The organism is Pandoraea oxalativorans (assembly GCF_000972785.3).
GTDB lineage: Bacteria > Pseudomonadota > Gammaproteobacteria > Burkholderiales > Burkholderiaceae > Pandoraea > Pandoraea oxalativorans.
This window is the reverse complement of record NZ_CP011253.3, coordinates 1,352,763-1,369,928: the sequence shown is the minus strand read 5'-3', so window position 1 is coordinate 1,369,928 and position 17,166 is coordinate 1,352,763. Positions and strand designations below refer to the sequence as shown.

Annotated in this window: 15 protein-coding genes, 1 other RNA gene and 1 riboswitch; of the genes, 6 read left to right on the top strand and 10 right to left on the bottom strand. The window is 63.9% G+C overall.

The features are described from left to right. Window positions 1-148 precede the first annotated feature (148 nt). From MB84_RS06265 to MB84_RS06255, 3 genes are read right to left on the bottom strand one after another with little or no spacing between them, the layout of a single operon-like run. Entirely contained in the window at window positions 149-1,006 is an 858-nt protein-coding gene (locus MB84_RS06265; RefSeq protein ID WP_425415888.1) for an ABC transporter ATP-binding protein, read from the bottom strand. A 5-nt stretch (window positions 1,007-1,011) separates the two neighbouring features. Next, window positions 1,012-2,007 (bottom strand): FecCD family ABC transporter permease, encoded by a 996-nt coding sequence (locus MB84_RS06260; protein ID WP_046291148.1) that lies wholly within the window; start codon window positions 2,005-2,007, stop codon window positions 1,012-1,014. Window positions 2,008-2,034: 27 nt separating this feature from the next. Next, window positions 2,035-3,987, bottom strand: coding sequence for a TonB-dependent receptor plug domain-containing protein (locus MB84_RS06255; protein ID WP_046291147.1), 1,953 nt, complete (start codon window positions 3,985-3,987; stop codon window positions 2,035-2,037). Window positions 3,988-4,144: 157 nt separating this feature from the next. Beyond that, window positions 4,145-4,395: riboswitch (cobalamin riboswitch) on the bottom strand. A gap of 89 nt (window positions 4,396-4,484) precedes the next feature. On the opposite strand from MB84_RS06255, the gene MB84_RS06250 reads away from it, so the two are divergent. The 3 genes from MB84_RS06250 to ssrS all read left to right on the top strand — a co-directional run bounded on the left by MB84_RS06250 (window position 4,485) and on the right by ssrS (window position 5,319). Continuing rightward, window positions 4,485-4,796, top strand: a complete 312-nt coding sequence (locus tag MB84_RS06250) for a hypothetical protein (RefSeq protein WP_039400036.1) — start codon at window positions 4,485-4,487, stop codon at window positions 4,794-4,796. Then, window positions 4,793-5,104, top strand: a complete 312-nt coding sequence (locus MB84_RS06245) for a cell division protein ZapA (RefSeq protein ID WP_039400039.1) — start codon at window positions 4,793-4,795, stop codon at window positions 5,102-5,104. The genes MB84_RS06250 and MB84_RS06245 overlap by 4 nt, the downstream gene beginning before the upstream one ends. A gap of 34 nt (window positions 5,105-5,138) precedes the next feature. After that, window positions 5,139-5,319, top strand: a non-coding RNA gene (gene ssrS, locus MB84_RS06240) — 6S RNA. A gap of 112 nt (window positions 5,320-5,431) precedes the next feature. Here the strand turns inward: ssrS and MB84_RS06235 are convergent. The 3 genes from MB84_RS06235 to MB84_RS06225 all read right to left on the bottom strand — a co-directional run bounded on the left by MB84_RS06235 (window position 5,432) and on the right by MB84_RS06225 (window position 9,123). Beyond that, window positions 5,432-7,213, bottom strand: a complete 1,782-nt coding sequence (locus MB84_RS06235; protein ID WP_046291146.1) for an acyl-CoA dehydrogenase — start codon at window positions 7,211-7,213, stop codon at window positions 5,432-5,434. Window positions 7,214-7,413: 200 nt separating this feature from the next. Beyond that, a complete protein-coding gene (locus tag MB84_RS06230) occupies window positions 7,414-8,358 on the bottom strand; it encodes an electron transfer flavoprotein subunit alpha/FixB family protein (protein WP_046291145.1) in 945 nt (314 codons plus the stop codon). 15 nt (window positions 8,359-8,373) lie between these two features. Further along, window positions 8,374-9,123 carry an electron transfer flavoprotein subunit beta/FixA family protein gene (locus tag MB84_RS06225; RefSeq protein ID WP_046291144.1) on the bottom strand — a complete coding sequence of 250 codons (750 nt, stop codon included), beginning with the start codon at window positions 9,121-9,123 and terminating at the stop codon, window positions 8,374-8,376. A 368-nt stretch (window positions 9,124-9,491) separates the two neighbouring features. On the opposite strand from MB84_RS06225, the gene MB84_RS06220 reads away from it, so the two are divergent. Both MB84_RS06220 and MB84_RS06215 read left to right on the top strand, forming a co-directional pair. Further along, entirely contained in the window at window positions 9,492-10,457 is a 966-nt protein-coding gene (locus MB84_RS06220; RefSeq protein WP_065225759.1) for an alpha/beta hydrolase, read from the top strand. A 112-nt stretch (window positions 10,458-10,569) separates the two neighbouring features. Then, window positions 10,570-11,370 (top strand): ferredoxin--NADP reductase, encoded by an 801-nt coding sequence (locus MB84_RS06215; RefSeq protein WP_046291143.1) that lies wholly within the window; start codon window positions 10,570-10,572, stop codon window positions 11,368-11,370. Between the two features lie 40 nt (window positions 11,371-11,410). Here the strand turns inward: MB84_RS06215 and MB84_RS06210 are convergent, their stop codons facing one another. Both MB84_RS06210 and MB84_RS06205 read right to left on the bottom strand, forming a co-directional pair. Beyond that, window positions 11,411-12,232: an enoyl-CoA hydratase gene (locus tag MB84_RS06210; protein ID WP_046291142.1), complete on the bottom strand. Its 822-nt coding sequence runs from the start codon at window positions 12,230-12,232 to the stop codon at window positions 11,411-11,413. A gap of 105 nt (window positions 12,233-12,337) precedes the next feature. Then, the gene (locus MB84_RS06205) at window positions 12,338-13,261 is read right to left on the bottom strand and encodes a histone deacetylase family protein (protein ID WP_046291141.1); all 924 of its coding nucleotides are present in this window, start codon (window positions 13,259-13,261) and stop codon (window positions 12,338-12,340) included. Between the two features lie 603 nt (window positions 13,262-13,864). Between MB84_RS06205 and mltB the strand changes: the two genes are divergently transcribed. Then, window positions 13,865-15,010 carry a lytic murein transglycosylase B gene (mltB, locus tag MB84_RS06200; protein WP_245725493.1) on the top strand — a complete coding sequence of 382 codons (1,146 nt, stop codon included), beginning with the start codon at window positions 13,865-13,867 and terminating at the stop codon, window positions 15,008-15,010. A 98-nt stretch (window positions 15,011-15,108) separates the two neighbouring features. On the opposite strand, the gene cysM is transcribed toward mltB, so the two are convergent. Together cysM and MB84_RS06190 are read right to left on the bottom strand one after the other, a co-directional pair. Next, window positions 15,109-16,011 carry a cysteine synthase CysM gene (gene cysM / locus MB84_RS06195; protein WP_046291139.1) on the bottom strand — a complete coding sequence of 301 codons (903 nt, stop codon included), beginning with the start codon at window positions 16,009-16,011 and terminating at the stop codon, window positions 15,109-15,111. A gap of 142 nt (window positions 16,012-16,153) precedes the next feature. Beyond that, the gene (locus tag MB84_RS06190) at window positions 16,154-17,020 is read right to left on the bottom strand and encodes a ComEA family DNA-binding protein (protein ID WP_046291138.1); all 867 of its coding nucleotides are present in this window, start codon (window positions 17,018-17,020) and stop codon (window positions 16,154-16,156) included. Window positions 17,021-17,166 lie beyond the last annotated feature (146 nt).

The window sequence follows — 17,166 nt, the reverse complement described above, 5'->3', positions numbered from 1 at the left end:
ATGGCGTTCGTTGCGACCGTCGTCCGCATGGGCATCGGCGTCGTTGTCGGCGCGCAGCGCGTCGGATTTCGGAGTTTCCTGGGTCATGGACAGCACCTGTCAAACAAGTCGAATACGGGAATAAGGGGACGTACACCGGCTAAGTCAGTCATGTGCGCCGCACTGGCACGAGCGCCTCGTCGTCGCCATCGCGAATCAGGCGCAACGGATACCCGAACGCGTCGCTGCAATACTCGGCCGAGAGTACCTCCTGCACCGGCCCGGCGCGCCAGCCGCCACGGCCATCAAGTAACAAGGCATGCGTGGCAAAGCGACGCGCGAGGTTGAGATCGTGACACGAAAAAACGACGGCGCAATCGTCGCGCTGTGCGTGAAGGGCAAGGCGTTCGAGCGCGTCGATCTGATGATGCAGATCGAGATGCGATACGGGTTCGTCGAGCAACAGTAACGGCGTGGCCTGCGCAATCGCCGCGGCCAGCGAGACACGCTGACGCTCGCCGCCCGAGAGCGTCGTGACGTCACGCGACGCGAAATCTTCCAGCCCGACCTGCGCGAGCGCGGCGATGGCCAGCGCGACGTCCTCGTCGGACTCCCATGCGCCCCAGCGGCCCTGCGCGAGATACGGATGACGCCCCGCCAACACGACCTCCAGCGCAGTCGCGCCGAACGCGTCGCGGCTCTGCTGGGGCATGAGCGCGCGCACTTTCGCCAACGGGCCGGGACGCCACTGCGCGAGCGGCTTGCCTGCGATGTCCACCCGTCCGCTGGCGGTGATGGTGGCGTCGCGCTGCGGTTTGTCGTCGATGGGTCGCAGGCCCGCGAGCGTGCCGAGCAGCGTCGTCTTGCCCGCGCCGTTCGGTCCGGCCAGACACCAGCACTCGCCGGGCGCAATCGACAGGTCCAGCCAGTCGACCAGCACACGCTCGCCCGCGCGCAGCGTCAGCGCGTGCGTTTGCAGCATCGCTGCGTCGGTGGGCGGCTTGGTGGTCGGGTTCTTTGTGGACATGGATCTCATCGAATCACCCGTCGCGAGAGCAGCCACAGGAACACGGGCACGCCGATCAGGGCCGTGATGACACCGACCGGCAGTTGCGTCGGCGCGATCACGGTGCGCGCAACCAGATCGGCGAGCATCAATAACGCGCCGCCGCCGAAGGCCGCCGCCGGAATCAACATGCGCTGGTCGTTGCCGAAGCGCAGACGCAGGATGTGCGGCACCACGAGCCCGACGAAGCCGATGCTCCCTGCGGTCGTCACCGCGACGGCCGTCGCGAGCGACGCCGCCAGATAGATGCGCGCACGCAACGGGCCCACGGCGACACCGACGGCCTGTGCGACGGCCTCGCCGCGCAGCAACACGTTCAGCCGATGGGCGACCGGACACACGATGAGCAAGGTCACGGCCAGTGCGATCAGCGGCAGCGACGCGCGATCGACACCATTCAGATCGCCCGTCAGCCAGAACAGCATGCCGCGCAGACTCGCGTCGGGCGCGAGCGTGAGAATCAGGGTGGAAAGTGCGCCGAAACCGGCAGCCATCATCACGCCGGTGAGCAACAGTTTGGTGCTGCTGTCCTGATCCCCGGGACGCAGGAAGCTGCGATGCGAGAGGCCCATCACGATCGCGATGGCGATGAGCGCGCCGAGAAAGGCGCTCGTCTGCACCCAGAAAAAAGGCAGCATGAGCGCCAGCGACGCAAGCGCTGCGACGCCTGCGCCACCGGAGATGCCGAGCACGTAAGGGTCGGCGAGCGGGTTGCGCAGCAACGTTTGCATAAGCGTGCCAGCCACCGCCAGCAAGCCGCCGCAGGCGAATGCGGCGAGCGCGCGCGGCAGACGCAGCCGCCAGACCACGTCGCCAGCCAGACCGACGTCGTGGCCGAGCGCAAGCGCGCCGATCTCACGCAGCGAAACGGGCACGCTCCCGAGCATGAGCGACGCAACGAGCACGGCCAGCGCGATGCCGGCCAGCCCCGTCCAGATGGCGAGGGCGCGACGCAGCGTCATGCGGCGTCACGTCCCGCCGGGACGTCGTCAGAACTGCTTCCAGCCAAGCGAGACGTAAATTGCGCGTCCGAGGGTGTTGTAGCCATAGACCGTCTGGTAGTTCTTGTTGAAGACGTTGTCCAGATGCGCCGAGACGTACCAGGATTTGTCGATATCGTAGCGTGCCTGCAAGTTCACGAGCGTGTAGGCGCCGAGATGCTGGCCGCCCGTATCGTAACGCTCGCCACTGTAAAAGACATCGCCCCCGACCGAGTATTTGCCGAGGAATTTCTGCGTCACGCCGAACGACGCGTATTGCCTGGCGCGGCGGGCAAGGACCTTGTTGGCATCGAGATCGGTCGGGTTCTGACGCGTGAACGACGCACGAACGTCCGTGCCCGTCCACTGAATCTTGCCCTGATACGTCAGCTCAAGCCCTTCGACGCGCGCGTTCGCCACGTTCGCGGCCGTGTACGGGAACACGGACAGCGACTGGATCAGATTCGTATAGCTCGTACGGAACAGCGCGAGCTTCGCGAGGCCGAAGGCCGGGTCGTAGAACTGGACGGCGAGTTCCTTCGAGATCGAACGCTCCGGCTGGAGGTTCGGATTACCGTAACCCGGGTAGAACAGTTCGTTGAAGGTCGGTGCGCGGAAACCGTCCGACGCGTTGGCCATCAGCTTCCACTGCTCGGTCAGCTTGTAACCGTAGCCGACCCAGTAGCTGTTCGCACCGCCGAAGTCCGAATAGATGTCGCGGCGCACCGTGGCCTGCACTTCATGCTTTTGCGCGAAGACACCTTCGTACCCGACATAGAACGAATCGAGATGGCGGTTGTTGTGGTTATACGTCGTGCTGCCTTCGACCGTCTGTTCCTGACGCGTGTAACCGGCGATCAGCTTGTGGTCCGGCATGAAGGCGTATTCGTTAGCCCAGTCGATCTGGTTATTCGACGTATGAAAGTTGCCGTTGCCCTTGCCGTTCAGATAGTTGTAGCTGTAGTCGTCGCCCTGCGTGACGGTGAAGCGCGTGTTCCACTTGTCCGTGATATTGCCCTTGGCGTAGGCCGAGATCTGGCGCACGCGTGCGTCGGTGTCGTTCAGATCGGAAGGCTTGCCGAAGGCGTTGTCGTAGCTGCTGCTGCCGTCGCTCTGGAACAGACGCGCACCGACTTCCCAGGTGTCGCCGAACTTGCGCGAGAGCGAGGCCGTCACGCTGGTGTTGTCGTCGCCGTTGCGGTTCGGGTTGACCTTCGGCGCGAAACGCGGGTCCTGCGCCGAAATGCCGTTGGTGTGAAAACGCGACACATCCAGCGAGAAGCGCGTCTTGCCGTCTTCGAACGACCCGGCGATACCTGCGTTGGCCTGCGTGGTGTTGTTCGTGCCGTAGCCGACTTCGGCGTAAGCCTTGGGCGGGCCACCGTCACCGCGGCGCGTGAAGATCTGGATCACACCGCCCACGGCTTGCGAGCCGTACAGGGCGGACACGTTGCCGCGCACGATTTCGATGTGGTCGATCTGCGACACCGGAATCTGAGCGATGTTGGTCACACCGGTCGTCGCCGAGTTGACGGGCACGCCGTCGATCAGCACCAGTGACGAGTTCGAGTTCGCGCCGCGCATGAAGATGCTGGCCGTCGTGCCGAAGCCGCCGGTCTGCGCAATTTCCACACCGGCCTGACCGCGCAGCAGCGACGGCAGATCCTGCGCCTGGCTTTGCTCTATCTGCTCGCGCGTGATGACCGAGGTGGACGCGAGCGTGTCCGCCAGCTTCTGCTCGGTACGCGAGGCCGTCACGACGGTCGTGTTGAGCGACGCGTCGCTCGACTGCGCCTGCGCGCAGAAGCTTGCGGCCAGCAAGGCGGCGGCCATCGCGAGACGGTGCGGCGCGGGCGTGCGGGTGGAAATGTCGGAAATGAAGGGAATGCGAGCGGCAGGTGCCGAAGCGAGACGTGCAAAGGCAGGCGCGTGCGGCGCCATCGCGCGAACGTGGGTGCGCATGGTCAGGTGTGACTTCCGTAGTTTTCTTATAGCCTTGACCCGTTCCCCCGCGGGCCGCCGGCGCAAGGGGAGCGCCGGTGACACGTCACGGATGCGGAGCATCGACACATGAAAACGACGTCAGGCCGCCTGCGGCACAGGGCCGGGCGGCACGGATAATTCCCCACTCACTTAGGCCGGTATCCGGGCTGGTCATCATGGCGCCTGACCGGCCTTCCCGCATGCGGATAGCACGCAGTGGCAATGGAGGCGAAGCGCGTTTTCGGAAACCTTTCGGGCCGAAAGAATGACTTACCGTTGCGGGGGCAGCACAGGTTGGCCAGCCCGTGTGGGGACGCGGCTCCCTGTTTCCCGTTTAACTGCGCATGCCGGGGGGCGTGCGCGAGCACCGAAGTGCCGCAAGTGTAGGGGCCATTGGAACGAGCGTCAATGCTCGTTCGTCGGGCATTGGCCGCCGATTCCGTTAGAATGTAGGGCAATCAAGAGGACGCAGCCCGATGCTCACCGATCTCGACAATCTCACCGACAAAATGGAACAGCTGGTTGTTATCAGCCAGCGTTTTCACCAACACAATCAAGCGCTGCTCGCGGAACTCGACCGCGCGCGTGCCGAATGCGACGAAACCCGCGCTGCCATTGAGCAATTGCGCACGGAGCGCGACGCCTTGCGTCTGCAACGCGATCAGCTTGCTGCCAAGATCGACGAGGCACAGGTTCGCCTGAACGCCATCCTTGAAAAGCTTCCCACGCAGAACCCCGCTGAGGGTCAGATGGATCTGCTCGGTGCCCCCGGTGGAGAAAACGCATGACGATCAAGCAGCTCGAAGTTCATATCCTGGAACAGTCTTACCGACTCGCCTGCCCGCCGGAACATGAAGCCGACCTGCTGGCTTCGGTGTCGCGCGTGGATGCCGAAATGAGCAAGGTTCGCGCGCAAAGCAGCGTGCGCGGCACCGACCGCATTGCCGTCATGGCAGCGTTGAGCCTGGCATCCGAATTGCTTGCGCTGGAAAAAAGTATTGCGGCCGGACAAGCATTCCCCGCCGAAGAAATTCAGCGTAGAATGCAGCTCATGGACGAACGACTGAGCGCAGTGATCGATCAGTATCAGAACTGAAAGACACCCGCAGATGTCCGGTCCGAAAGGTTAGTTTTCCCTGCCTGGTTCGCGAAAGTCATAGATTCCTTGAACCAATGATCTGTTGCAGGTTGCGGAAGTTTGTAGTGCTGGCGTGAGCGTCACTCTGTCTGATGAACCCAAAGCGCTACTAACCGCGACCACCTTGAACCTTCGGTTCAGGATGCCGGCTTAGCGGCTGAGGCGGGGACCCAATGCACGGCACTGCGTGAATCACGCAGTGCCGTTTTTTTTCGTCCGACGAGGTTTGTGCGCAAAACAAAGGCGACCCGCGGGTCGCCTTTGTTCTTTGCTCAATGCCGCGCGTCAGAACTGTGCCTCGTTCAGCGACAGGGCCGAGTCGGCCCCCTCGGTAATCGACTGTGCCAGACCCGGCGCCTGCGTCAGGATGTGATCTGCAAAGAAGCGTGCGGTGCCGATCTTGGCATCGAAGAACGACGGATCCTGATCGCGCAGCTTTTGCGCGGCCAGCAACGCACGCCCCATCTGCCAGCCACCCAGCACGATACCTGCAAGCTTCAGATACGGCACGCTGCCAGCGAACACGGCGTTGGCGTTGTCCTGCGTGTTCGCCACGACATAGTCGACCACGATCGACAGCGCTTCGCGTCCCTTGGCAAGACGCTCCGCCACCGATGCCGCCACGCCACCCGCAGCGCGCAACTCGTTCTCCGTCGCTTCGACCATCGCGCACAGCGTGCGCGCCACCGCACCACCGTCGCGTAGCGTCTTGCGACCGATCAGGTCGTTCGCCTGAATGGCGGTCGTGCCTTCGTAGATCGGAAGAATGCGCGCGTCGCGATAGTACTGCGCCGCACCGGTTTCTTCGATGAAGCCCATGCCGCCGTGTACCTGCACGCCGAGGCTCGTGACCTCCAGCGACATCTCCGTGCTCCAGCCCTTCACGATCGGTACGAGGAATTCGTAGATTGCCTGGGCGCGCTTGCGCTCGGCGGCATCGGCAGCGTGATGACCGATATCGGCCTGTGCCGCCGCCACGTAGGCCAGCGTGCGGGCGCCTTCGGTCAGCGCGCGCATCGTCATGAGCATGCGTTTGACGTCGGGGTGATGAATGATCGTGACGGCGTCGCGCGACGAGCCATCCACCGGACGGCTTTGCAAACGATCCCGCGCATACGCCACCGCGTGCTGATAAGCACGCTCGGCGACGGCCACGCCCTGCATACCGACAGCGAAACGCGCGGCGTTCATCATGATGAACATGTACTCGAGACCGCGGTTCTCTTCGCCGACGAGATACCCCGTCGCACCGCCGTTGTCACCGAATTGCAGCACGGCCGTCGGGCTCGCCTTGATGCCGAGCTTGTGCTCGATGGAGACACAGTGCACGTCGTTACGCGCACCGAGCTTACCCTCGGCGTCAACGTTGAACTTCGGCACGATGAACAGCGAGATGCCCTTCACGCCCGGGGGCGCATCGGGCGTGCGCGCGAGCACGAGGTGGACGATGTTCTGCGCCATGTCGTGTTCGCCGAACGTGATGAAAATCTTGGTGCCGAAGATGCGATAAGTGCCGTCCGCTTCCCGCTCGGCGCGCGTGCGTACCATTGCCAGATCGGAACCGGCTTGCGGCTCGGTCAGGTTCATCGTGCCGGTCCACTCGCCCGAGAGCAGCTTCGGTACGTAGAGGGCGCGCTGTGCGTCGGTGCCCGCAGTAAGCAGCGCTTCGACGGCGCCGTCGGTCAGCAGCGGGCACAGGGCGAACGACAGGTTCGCGGCATTGAGCATTTCCGTGCACGGCGTGGCGACGAGCTTGGGCAACCCCTGACCGCCGAACGCCTGCGGATGCACCACGCCTTGCCAACCCGCTTCGGAGAACTGACGGAACGCTTCCTTGAAGCCGGGCGTGGTCGTGACAACGCCATCCTTCCACGTGCTCGGCTGCTGATCGCCGATCACGTTCAGCGGTGCGAGCACTTCCTGATTGAAGCGGGCCGCTTCTTCGAGCACAGCCTGAGCGAGTTCGGGCGAGGCGTCCTCATAACCCGGCAGCGCAGCGATGCGATTCAGGTCCGCCAGTTCGTTCATCACAAACTGCATGTCCTTGATCGGGGCCTGATAACTCATGTCGTTCCTCCAAGGGATTCCGATTGCCTTCGGTGGGTGGCGATTACCGGGATGCTTATCGTTATGTTTGTTCTGTTTTCACTGCAGGTGCTGCTCGACCGATTCGCATGAAGACGCACTGACACGCCTCCTCATGCGAATCGGCTGCAAGCGATGACGCTCGCAGCCGCACAACTTCACTTCGGTACTACGTCAGACGCTTACAGCGCGCCCGTCAGTTCCGGCACGACGGTGAACAGATCGCCCACCAGACCGTAGTCCGCCACCGAGAAGATCGGCGCTTCCGGATCCTTGTTGATCGCCACGATCACCTTCGAATCCTTCATGCCCGCCAGATGCTGAATCGCCCCCGAGATACCGACGGCCACGTACAGTTGCGGCGCCACGATCTTGCCCGTCTGACCGACCTGATAGTCGTTCGGCACGTAACCGGCATCGACTGCTGCGCGCGATGCGCCCAGCGCCGCACCCAGCTTGTCCGCCAGCGGCTCCAGCACCTTCGTGTAGTTTTCGCCGCTGCCCAGACCGCGACCACCCGAGACGATGATCTTCGCCGAGGTCAGTTCCGGACGGTCCAGCTTCGTCACTTCACGACCCACGAACTGCGACACACCGGCGTCCGGCGTCGCCGCGACACTTTCCACCGCAGCGCTGCCGCCCGTGGCCGCTGCCGGGTCGAAGCCCGTCGCGCGCACCGTGATGACCTTCACCTTGTCGGCGCTTTGCACCGTCGCAATCGCATTGCCTGCGTAGATCGGACGCTCGAACGTGTCGGCGCTGTCGACCTTCGTGATATCCGAAATCTGCGCGACGTCGAGCAACGCCGCAACCCGCGGGGCGATATTCTTGCCGTACGCCGTGGCCGGGGCCAGGATGTGCGAGTAGTTGCCCGCAATCGACACCACTTCGTCGGCGATGTTCTCGGCCAGACCGTCGCCGAAGTAGGCAGCGTCTGCGAGCAGCACCTTCTTCACACCGGCGATCTGCGCGGCGGCGTCCGCCGCAGCCTTCGCATTGCTGCCTGCGACCAGCACGTGCACGTCGTCGCCGCATTGCAGCGCTGCCGTGATCGTGTTCAGGGTCGCCGATTTGATGGTTTGGTTGTCGTGTTCTGCCACGACCAAAACTTTAGCCAGATTGCTCATTTCTCGTCGTCTCCCTTAGATAACCTTGGCTTCGGTCTTGAGCTTGTCGACGAGCGCTGCAACGTCCGCCACCTTCACCCCTGCGCTGCGCTTGGGCGGCTCGGCCACCTTCAGCGTCTTCAGGCGCGGGCTCACGTCCACCCCCAGATCCGCAGGCTTCACGGTCTCCAGCGGCTTCTTCTTCGCCTTCATGATGTTGGGCAGCGTCACGTAACGCGGCTCGTTCAGGCGCAGGTCCGTCGTGATCACGGCGGGCAGCGACAGCGACACGGTTTCCAGACCGCCGTCCACTTCGCGCGTGACTTGTGCACGGTTATCCGCCACCGACACCTTCGAGGCGAACGTCGCCTGCGGCAGCTTGGCCAGTGCCGCGAGCATCTGCCCCGTCTGGTTGGAATCGTCGTCGATCGCCTGCTTGCCCAGGATCACCAGTTGCGGCTGCTCCTTGTCCACCAGCGCCTTAAGCAGCTTGGCCACGGCCAGCGGCTGCAACTCTTCGTCAGACTCGATGAGAATCGCGCGGTCCGCACCGATGGCCAGCGCCGTACGCAGCGTTTCTTGCGACTGGGACACGCCCGCCGACACCGCGATCACTTCCGTCGCCACGCCCGCTTCCTTCAGACGCACCGCCTCTTCCACCGCGATTTCGTCGAACGGATTCATCGACATCTTCACGTTCGCGATGTCGACACCACTGCCGTCGCTCTTCACGCGAACTTTTACGTTGTAATCCACTACCCGTTTGACCGGTACCAGGATCTTCATGAACTCGCTCCAAAGTTACGTTTACGTCAATCCGCTGCCATTATAACCACTCAGCTGATGATGCATTATGTGCCCATTTATGGCATTTTGCGGCAAATGATCATGTGATGTTCTCAATGCGCCACGGATGCACGATCCTTACGATCACGGCTTCGGATGCAGGCCAGACGCGCTTACCCAGCGCCCCGCCACCCCGAACGATCGTGCTATTTTTATGCAAATCGAGACGCACAGCCAGTTTCCTCGTGGTGCGTTTCCTCTAGAGAATTCACCCCGGCGCAGGACGGCCTATGATCGAATGGCGCACCCGATCATCACTGTGCCGTCGCACGTACGACGGTCACCCGGCCAACGCGCCAGGAGGAGACATGACCACGCATTCGGAATCGCGCCTGCAAGCCAGCGACGGACTGATGCTCCACGTCCATCGCTGGTACCCGGACACCGACGGCGACGCAGATATCCCCCTGCGCGCCGTGGTCGCCATCGTGCACGGCATGGGAGAGCACGGCGGACGGTACGCGCGTCTGGCGGCGCATTTCGCGTCGCTCGGCATTGCGACCGTCACCTACGATCTGCGCGGCCACGGCCGCTCGGAAGGCTCGCGTGTCTACGTCAATCGTTTCGACGAATACCTCGACGACACCGAGATCTTCCTCACGCACGTGCGCACGATCTTCGGGCCGACGCCGCTCTTTCTGCTCGGACACAGCATGGGGGGCGCCATCGCGGCGCTCTACACGATCACGCGCGCGCCCGCGCACGTGAGCGGCCTGATGCTCAGCAGCCCCGCCCTCGCCCCGGGCGAACCGGTCGCGCCGTGGATGGTGAAGGCCGGCCGCTGGGTATCGCGCTGGCTGCCGAAGGTGCCGGTCTTCAAGATCGATCCGGCCGCCATTGCCCGCGACAAGACCGTGGTCGATGCAGCGAAGAAAGATCCGCTAAACGCGTATCGCGGCACCCCGGCACGCACCGCCGCCGAATTGCTCGACGCCATGGCGCGCATACACGCCAACGCCGACGCGCTGCATTTGCCGCTTTACGTCTTCCACGGCACCGCCGACCGGCTCACCGCACCGTGGGCCAGCGAACAGTTTCACGGCAACGCCGGGTCGCAGGACAAGACCCTTCGGCTGTATCCCGGTCACTTTCATGAGACGCTCAACGACCTCGATCGCGAGAAGGTTATCGAGCAACTGACGCATTGGCTGCTGGCGCACGTGCCGGAAACCGCCGCCACAAAGCGCAAGCAACCGGCGTCCATGACGCATGAACCGCTCATGGGCACGACATCGGCCGCAAAGCCCGCGCTCGGGACTCACCCCAGCCACTGACGAACGCCGTCGCGCGGCGGGCGCGGAACCCGCCTCGCGAACAGGGTCTCGTCACGCAATACCTCGCTGAGCGTTACACTGAAGCCGTGTGGAATTGCGAGGAGCCTCGGGCATGCAAGCGCAGACGACACAGACGACGCAGACGACGCAGACGAAATACTCGCCACAAACGGTCACCGGCATGCATTTCTGGACGCCGACGATCTTCAGCATCAAGACCACGCGCCCGCCCGGGCTGCAATTCACCGCCGGGCAGTTCGTGCGTCTCGGATTACCGGGCGACGATGGCGAACTGATCTGGCGCGCCTACTCCTTCGTGAACTCGCCCGCCGAAGATACATTGGAGTTCTACGTAATCACGATTCCCGAGGGCCAGCTCACACCCCGGCTGTCGGAACTCAAGGTCGGCGACGAACTGTTCGTCGATCACACCGCCTACGGCTTCCTCACGCTCGATCGTTTCACCGGTGGCGACGACCTGTGGCTGCTTGCCACTGGCACCGGCCTGGCGCCCTTTGTGTCGATTCTCCGAGATCCGGAAGTCTGGCAGCGCTTCAAGCGCATCTTCGTCGTGCATAGCGTGCGATGGGAGCGCGACCTCGCCTATTACGAAGAACTCCGGCACTTCTCGCATCCGGACGTCGATCCGGCGCTCGTCGACAAGCTGCACTTCGCGGTGAGCGTCACGCGCGAGCAGACACCCGGTGCGCTCTATGGACGCATCACGTCGTTGCTGGCGTCGGGGGAACTGGAGAAGGCCGTCGGCGCGACGCTCGATCCCGCCACCTCGCGCATCATGGTCTGCGGCAATCCGGACATGATCAAGGAACTGCGCGCCTGGTTCACCGGCAAGGGTTACGCGGTGAGCCGTACGGCGACACCCGGGCCGCTCGTACTGGAAAAACAGTGGTGACGGCGGCTGGCACGCGCAGCCAGTCGGGGGCTGAGAGCGATCAGTCGGTCGGCTTCGTCCACTGCGGCGTGCGCTTCTCGATGAATGCCTGCACGCCTTCGAGCGCGCACGCCTCCATCATGTTGCAAGCCATCGTCTGCCCCGCCATCTGATAGGCCGCTTCGATACCCGTTTCGGCCTGTCGGTAGAACAGCCCCTTGCCCGCCGCCACCGCAGCCGCAGGCTTGGCAAGAATCGAGCGGCACAGCGCCGCCACTTCGCCGTCGAGTCGCTCCATCGGCGCGACACGATTGACGAGACCGCGCTCGCGAGCCGTCTGCGCGTCGATGAAGTCGCCCGTCAGCAGCATCTCCATCGCTTGCTTGCGCGTGAGATTGCGCGAGAGCGCCACACCTGGCGTTGCGCAGAACAGACCGACGTTGATGCCCGACACCGCGAAGCGTGCCGCCGACGCAGCGACCGCAAGGTCGCACATCGCCACCAAGTGACACCCCGCCGCCGTCGCGATACCGTGCACGCGAGCGATGACCGGCTGCGGCATGCGCTGGATCGTCAGCATCACGCGCGTGCATCGATTGAACAGCGTACGGTAGTAGTCGAGCGACGGCTCGGCGCACATCTCCTTGAGATCGTGCCCGGCGCAGAACGCCGCCCCCGCAGCGGCCAGCACGACCACGCGCGCTGTGGCGTCGCGTGCGACGTCGTCCAGCGCATCTTGCAGCGCATCGAGCATCGCTTCGGAGAGAGCATTGAATTGACGTGGACGATTCAGCGTGAGCGTGACCACACCGGCCAGATCGCCTTCACCACGCGTGACGAGTACCAGCGGCCCGCTGGCCGCAGTCGCTTCCGATGACGTCATGTTGTCTCCAGTGCCGCCTCCAGCCCTTCATCCGATATGTCGGGAGGACGGGCGGCATCTTGCATTCGTCGCATGCGTGCTCACCTGCTCCACGCCGCGCTGCCGTCAGACGTCGGCGAGCACCTTCAGATGGGCCACGACGCTGCGTCCGAGCGCCGAGAGGTTGTAGCCGCCTTCGAGGCAGCTCACGATGCGTCCCTTCGCGTGACGATCGGCGATGGCCTTGACTTCCTTCGTCATCCACGCGAAGTCCGCTTCGGTCAGCCCGAGGCCGCCGAGATCGTCTTCGCGATGCGCGTCGAAGCCTGCCGAGAAGAAGATCATTTCCGGACGGAACGCATTGAGGCGCCCCAGCCAGCCATACTCGATGGCTTCACGTGCGGCCATACCGGACGTGCGCGCTTCGAGCGGAATGTTGAGCATGTTCGGCGCAGGATCGTTTGCGCCGGAGAACGGGTAGAACGGGTGCTGGAAGATGCCGCACATGAGCAGACGCTCGTCGTTGCCGAACGCGGCTTCGGTGCCGTTGCCGTGGTGCACGTCGAAGTCGACGATCGCCACACGCGACAGCCCATGCACTTCGAGCGCGTGCGCCGCCGCAATCGCCACGCTGTTGAACAGGCAGAAGCCCATCGCGCGCGTGGGCGTAGCGTGGTGGCCGGGCGGGCGTACGCTGCAAAAGGCGTTGTCGAGTTCGCCACGAATGACCGCATCCGTCGCTGCAATCGCCGCGCCCGCCGCCCGCGTTGCCGCGCGCCACGAGTACGGGTTCAGCAGCGTATCGGGATCGATGGGGAAGTACCCGGATTCGGGAATGTTCTCGCGAACGAAGTCGATGTGGTCTTGCGTGTGCACGAGCCGCAGACTGGCCTCGTCGGCCACCGGGGCTTCACGGCGTTCGAGCAGACCGTCGATGCGTCCCGCGATCAACTGGTCTTCGATTGCGCGCAACCGTTCGGGGCATTCCGGATGCCACTCGCCCATTTCGTGACGCACGCAATCGGGGTGCGTATAAAACCCGGTAGCCATTCGTTGTGTCGCCTATCGCTTCGAATCGTTATATTGGGACGGGCGGGGGATGCCCGCCGCGCCGTGGTCTCCACGTCCGGTAGCGGCCGGGCGCAGAGCCTGGCTCGCGTCGCGAAAATGTGCCGCGAACATCACACGACATCACCTGCAAACGCGTGCCGATAGCCGGCATCCCCCATGAACACTGTCACGGACAGTGCACAGGCCTTAAGGTATCACAGGTGCACTCGGTTATACTGCCAAGCAGTCTCCCAGCAGACCCGTGTCAGCCGGCAAGGGCCGATCTCCCGAAATTCGGGACGGCAGGAACTGGCATGAATGGTTGACGCTCTAGATGGCATCTCGCTTTGAGTGAGCACTTTGCGTCACTCGAAAGCGGGCCCATCGGCATCGATCGCTATCGATGAGAGCCTCAACGCGACTAACGTGATTGCGGCCAACCGTCGCATCGCATTCGGACTTCATACAGGCCTGACAGACAGCATGACATCACCGGTACGGATGTACGATTCTCTCCCGCTGGCGCAAGCGCGCCGCGCTCGACCGGACACAGCGCGCCCTCTGACTGCGGCGTCGCTCCGGCAATTTCCCCGTTCGTCTTACGTGGCTCGCTCATTCGGCTCACTTGGCTCGCTCGGCGTCGCGCTGTGCCTGAGTGCATCGTTCGCGATGACGGCCTTGACGAGTGTCGACGCGCACGCGCAGACGCAGGCGCGCCCCAAGGCGATCGCGCAATCTACGCAGTCATCGCAGACGGAGTTCGAGGAAGAAGTGGTGCCGCAACGTTACGCGGCGAATCCGGAAGTCGACGCGTTCATCAACGACCTCGTCGCGCGCAACGGCTTCAATCGTGGCGAGCTTCAGAAGATCTTCTCGCGCGTCGTGTTCTCGCAGACGGCCGCACGCCTCGTCGCGCCGCCCGCCACGCCGGGCCAGAAGAACTGGACGAAGTACGAAAAGAACTTCCTCGACAACACCCGCATCAATGGCGGCGTGCGCTTCTGGAATCAGAACGCTGCGGCGCTCGCACGCGCTGCGCGAGAGTACGGTGTGCCCGAAGAGATCATCGTCTCCATCATCGGCGTCGAGACGATCTACGGGCGCAACATGGGCAACTTCCGCACCATCGACGCGCTCACCACGCTGGCGTTCGATTATCCGCCCGCCCGCAACCGTTCCGAGCGCATGGCGCTGTTCCGCAAGGAGCTCGAGAACCTGCTGCTGTATGCACGCGAGCGAAGCGTCGATCCGTTCAGCATCTACGGATCGTATGCCGGTGCCATCGGCATTCCGCAATTCATGCCGTCGTCGATCCGCAACTACGCCGTGGATTACAGCGGCGACGGGAAGATCAATCTGACGACCGACGTGGCGGACGCCATCGGCAGCGTTGCCAACTTCCTCAAGCAGCACGGATGGCAGGCGGGTCAACCGGTGGTCTGGAACATTGCTGCCGATCGCGGCAGTCAGGGGCTGGCCGAAGCCGGTGCCGACGGACAACCCGAACCGCATTGGAAGCTCGGCGACTTCATCAAGGCCGGTATGCTGATGAACGAGCCGAAGCTCGATGTGGGCGGGGCGCTGGACACGCCGGTGCTGATCGTCGATCTGCCGACGCCGGGACAAGCCACGCAGTACCGCATGGGGCTCACGAATTTCTACGTGCTCACGCGCTACAACCGAAGCTTCTTCTACGCCATGGCGGTGTACGACCTGGCCGACGCGATTAAGGCGGCGCGCGCGCCGTAATCTCGGCGACGTCGCAGCAAGCCACGGCTTGTCGTGGGAATGAAAAACGGGACCCTCGGGTCCCGTTTTCGTTTGCGGTATCGCGACTACGTACTGACTTACGCCGGGAACACGCCCGTCGACAGATAGCGGTCGCCCCGGTCGCAGACGACGAACACGATGGTCGCGTTCTCGACCTCATGCGCGAGATTGAGCGCAATCTGGCAAGCGCCCGCTGCCGAGATGCCGCAGAAGATGCCCTCTTCCGCCGCGAGACGGCGCGCCATGATCTCGGCTTCGGCTTGCGTTACGGAGACGGTACGGTCCACACGCGCACGGTCGAAAATCGTCGGCAGATACGCTTCCGGCCACTTGCGAATGCCCGGGATACGCGACCCTTCGGCCGGCTCGGCACCGATGATCTGCACGGCCTCGCTCTGCTCTTTCAGATATTGCGAGACGCCCATGATGGTGCCCGTCGTCCCCATCGCGGAGACGAAGTGCGTGACGCGTCCTTGCGTGTCGCGCCAGATTTCCGGGCCGGTGGTTTCGTAGTGCGCCAGCGGGTTGTCCGGGTTGGCGAACTGGTCGAGGATGATGCCTCGGCCGTCGCGTTGCATCTGCTCGGCGAGGTCGCGTGCGTACTCCATGCCGCCCTTGACCGGCGTCAGGATGATCTCGGCACCGTAGGCGCCCATGCTCTGACGACGCTCGATGGAGAGGTCTTCCGGCATGATCAGGACCATCTTGTAGCCACGGATCGCGGCGGCCATGGCCAGCGCAATACCGGTGTTGCCGGACGTGGCTTCGATCAGTGTGTCGCCCGGCTTGATGCGCCCGCGCAGTTCGGCGTGTTTGATCATCGACAGCGCCGGACGATCCTTCACCGATCCCGCCGGGTTGTTGCCCTCGAGCTTGCCGAGAATCACGTTGTTGCGGCGGCGGATTTCGTCGTCGGGCAAACGCACCAGTTGCACCAGCGGTGTATTGCCGATGGTGTCTTCGATAGTCTTATAGGCCATTGCGCTAAGCTTTTTTCGGTCGGGAATCGAAACATTCTAATCCACCGGCCATGTCCGCGCTCAGGGTAAGGTCTCGCGACCGGGTGATGCCTCTACGCGCCTACGCGCCTACGCGCCCAAGCGCCCCCGGTCGCTGGCAACGTCAGAGCTTCGGTGCGCTCGCCGTTGCCGGTGCCTTGGCCTTCTTCGACTTGGACGCCTTGGCCGTGCTGACGTCACCGCTCGCGGCAGCCGAGCCCGATGCCGGGGCCGGTGCGGCGGCGGCGCCCTTGGCACTGTCAGCCTTCGCGTCCTTCGTCGCGTCCTTCGACTTCTTCGACTTGCTGGCCTTGGTGTCCGCCTTGGTGTCGGATGCGCCGGTGGTCCCCGCCGCACCGGTCGCCGCCGGAAGCGGTGCCCCCGGCATGGCCGTCGTCGAAGTTGCGCCCGGCGACGCGGGCTTCATCGTCGTCCCCCCGGTCGGGGTGGGCGTCGGCGTCTTTTGCGTGGCGGTGGCAGGCACCGGCGTGGCAGGGGTCACCGGTTTGGCGGGCGTTGCCGGTGCAGGGGCAGCAGGCGTCTGAGCGGCGGACGGAGCGGGTTTGGAAGGCGTGGCGGGCGTCTGTGCCACGGAGGGTGCGGGCTTTGCGGTTGCGGGGGCTGGTGCGGGTGTCGCAGGGGCCTGTGCGACAGGCTTGGCCGGTGGGACCGCCGGTGCCGGTGTCGCTGCAGGCTTCGCCGGGGCCGCAGCCGCCGCACCACCGCCCTGTCCATTGATCGTCATGCCCTCGGATTGCAGCGACGTCACCGACTTGGTGCCCAGACCCTTGACGCGCTTGGCGACATCGGCCGCGTCCTTGTAGGGCCCGTGGGCGTTACGCTCGTCGATGATCGCCTTGGACTTGACCGGCCCGATGCCCTTGAGCGTCTCGAGTTGCGACTGGTCGGCGGTGTTGATGTCGACGGCCGCCATTGCCAGGCCGCACAGGGTGAAGAAGGTCACAACCGCCAGCAAAAGTTTGCGAAGCATGATCTGTTCCTCGTAAGGTCACTCGGGCCAATGCCGTGGCGCACCGACACATCGGATGTCCCCAACATCCCCGATACCCATTTAACGCCCCAATGCCCGCCCGGATGACACGGAGGGATCAAACGACAACGGGGAGCCGTCTGGCT